Origin of the sequence: Paraburkholderia humisilvae (genome assembly GCF_902859855.1) — a bacterium.
Taxonomy (GTDB): domain Bacteria; phylum Pseudomonadota; class Gammaproteobacteria; order Burkholderiales; family Burkholderiaceae; genus Paraburkholderia; species Paraburkholderia humisilvae.
The window spans coordinates 1-2,333 of record NZ_CADIKH010000265.1 but is presented as its reverse complement, the minus strand read 5'-3'; the positions used below and the strand labels follow the sequence as shown (position 1 = coordinate 2,333).

Genomic DNA, 2,333 nt, shown 5'->3' with positions numbered 1-2,333 from the left:
GATGCGTCGCGCGGAGGGCGGGACATGGCAGGATCCGCAAACGCTGGCGCACTACGCGCAGATCGGAGCGAAGCTGTACCGGGTTGCAAAAGACGAAGCCGCGTCGACGGAGGGGTATGCGGTATGGAATCCGGTGGATGCCACTGGCAATGCACGGGAGCGGACAATCCGTCTGGAAAACCGGGAGGGCCAGTGGCAGCAGGCCCGGAATGCTCCGGGTCTGAAGGGTGGGGCGCCTGAACCCCATCGCTTGCCCCAGCTGTCAGCGGATGAGGTGGACAACGAACTCGCGGATCTGGACGACAGGCCGCATTCTGGCTTGCCCGTTGACGTTGCACCTCAAGACCGGGGGGCAGATCCGGCAGGGACGGCGCTGGTTGACTGGGCCCACGCAGAGCAGGCGCGTGGACTGCCGCTTTCCCATGCGGAACAGCAGATCCATGACAGCCTGAACGCTCCAGGGCGTCGACAGCCTGCCGCCCCTCTCCCGGGCAGCAGTCGCGCAAGGCCCCCCGCAAGGTTCGCTCCGACATTACCTGAACACATCGATCTGCTGAAGGATCTGCCCGGGGAACTGGTTCATGCATACCGCTCCTGCGTCAGGCGATTCCTGGTGCATCTGGAAGAGCAGGGACAGTCATGGTCGCAACTGGTGGCCGCGGGCAGCGGTGCGGGTGCGCGTCCTGCCGCGCTTGAACAGGCCGTCAACGAGGGGATCCGGCATCATGGCTTGCCGCCCAGCACGCGCGCAGCCATCAACCAGGCCTTCGGGTTCAGGCTGCAAAGCGACATAAAAAGAGTTCGGCTCATGCCGGATCTTCAGGAGCACAAGGATCTGCTGAAAGATCTGCCGAAAGAACTGACCCAGGCACACCGCTCTAGCGTCAGGCGGTTCATGATGCATCTGGAAGAGCAGGGACAGTCATGGTCGCAACTGATACCTGCGGGCAGCGGTGCGGGTGCGCGTCCTACCGCGCTTGAACAGGCAGTCAACGAGGGGATCCGGCATCATGGCTTGCCGACCAGCACGCGCACTGCGCTCAACCAGGCCTTCGGGTTCAAGCTGCGAGGCGACATAAAAAGAGTTCGGTTGACGTCAGATCTTCAGGAGCACAAGGATCTGTTGAAGGATCTGCCCGAAGAGCTGGATCATGCATACCGCTCTAACGTCAAATGGTTCCTGGTGCATCTGGAAGAGCAAGGCCAGTCATGGTCGCAACTGGTGCCCGCGGGCGGCGGTGCGGGTGCGCGTCCTGCGGCGCTTGAACAGGCCGTCAACGAGGGGATCCGGCGTCATGACTTGCCGACCAGCACGCGCGCAGCCATCAACCAGGCCTTCGGGTTCAGGCTGCAAGGCGACATGAAAAGAGTTCGGCTCGCGCCGGATCTTCAGGAGCACAAGGATCTGTTGGAGGATCTGCCCGAAGAACTGGATCATGCATACCGCTCTCGCGTCAACCGGTTCCTGGTGCATCTGGAAGAGCAGGGACAGTCATGGTCGCAACTGGTGGCCGCGGGCAGCGGTGGGGGTGCACGCCCTGCCGCCCTTGAACAGGCCGTCAGCGAGGGTATCCGGCATCATGGCTTGCGGGCCGACACGCGTGCAGCCATCAACCGGGCCTTCGGGCTCAGGCTGCGAGGCGAAACAAACATAGTTCGGCTTGCGCCGGATCTTCAGGAGCACAAGAATCTGCTGAGGGATCTGCCCGAGGAACTGGATCCCGTATACCGCTCTCGTGTCAACCGGTTCCTGGTGCATCTGGAAGAGCAGGGACAGTCATGGTCGCAACTGGTGCCCGCGGGCAGCGGTCCGGGTGCGCGTCCTGCCGCGCTTGAACGGGCAGTCAGCGCGGGGATCCGGCATCACGGCTTGCAGACCAGCACGCGCGCAGCCATCAATCGGGCCTTCGGGTTCACGCTGCAAAGTAAAGGCAGAACAGCGGGGATAGTCCAGGCGACTGTGTCTCGACAACACTGAGCAGATGATGAATCGGTCGCGGTAGGGACGATGGTGACACGCGACATGAAGTCGCGTAGTTGAGTTTTGCTGCTTGCGTAAGGGTGGTTGTTCCGTCAACCGTCGGGCAATTGTGCCAGTAGACGCGCAGGCGGCGGTGCGCGCTAGCGTCACTGGCGCGGCACTGCCCCGATTGAGGCAGCCCGGGATTTTCGGGCATCCACCACTTCTACGTGTGGCGAAAATTCCTCTTCAGATCATGACAGGACAGGTATGACTGGCAGCATTACTCAGGCTTTGGTGCGGCAATACCCTCCATCCGGATCACGGGCCAGCGATTCTGCCGGGCCCACAATGAGGCAGGTGAACGAGAAAA

Annotated in this window: 1 protein-coding gene; it reads left to right on the top strand. The window is 62.2% G+C overall.

Features of this window, described 5'->3' with window-relative positions; all coding sequences use genetic code 11:
• Positions 1-1,978, top strand: a 1,978-nt coding sequence (locus tag HV796_RS41720) for a hypothetical protein (protein WP_175233476.1), incomplete at its 5' end; no start/stop codon positions are given.
• Positions 1,979-2,333: the final 355 nt, after the last annotated feature.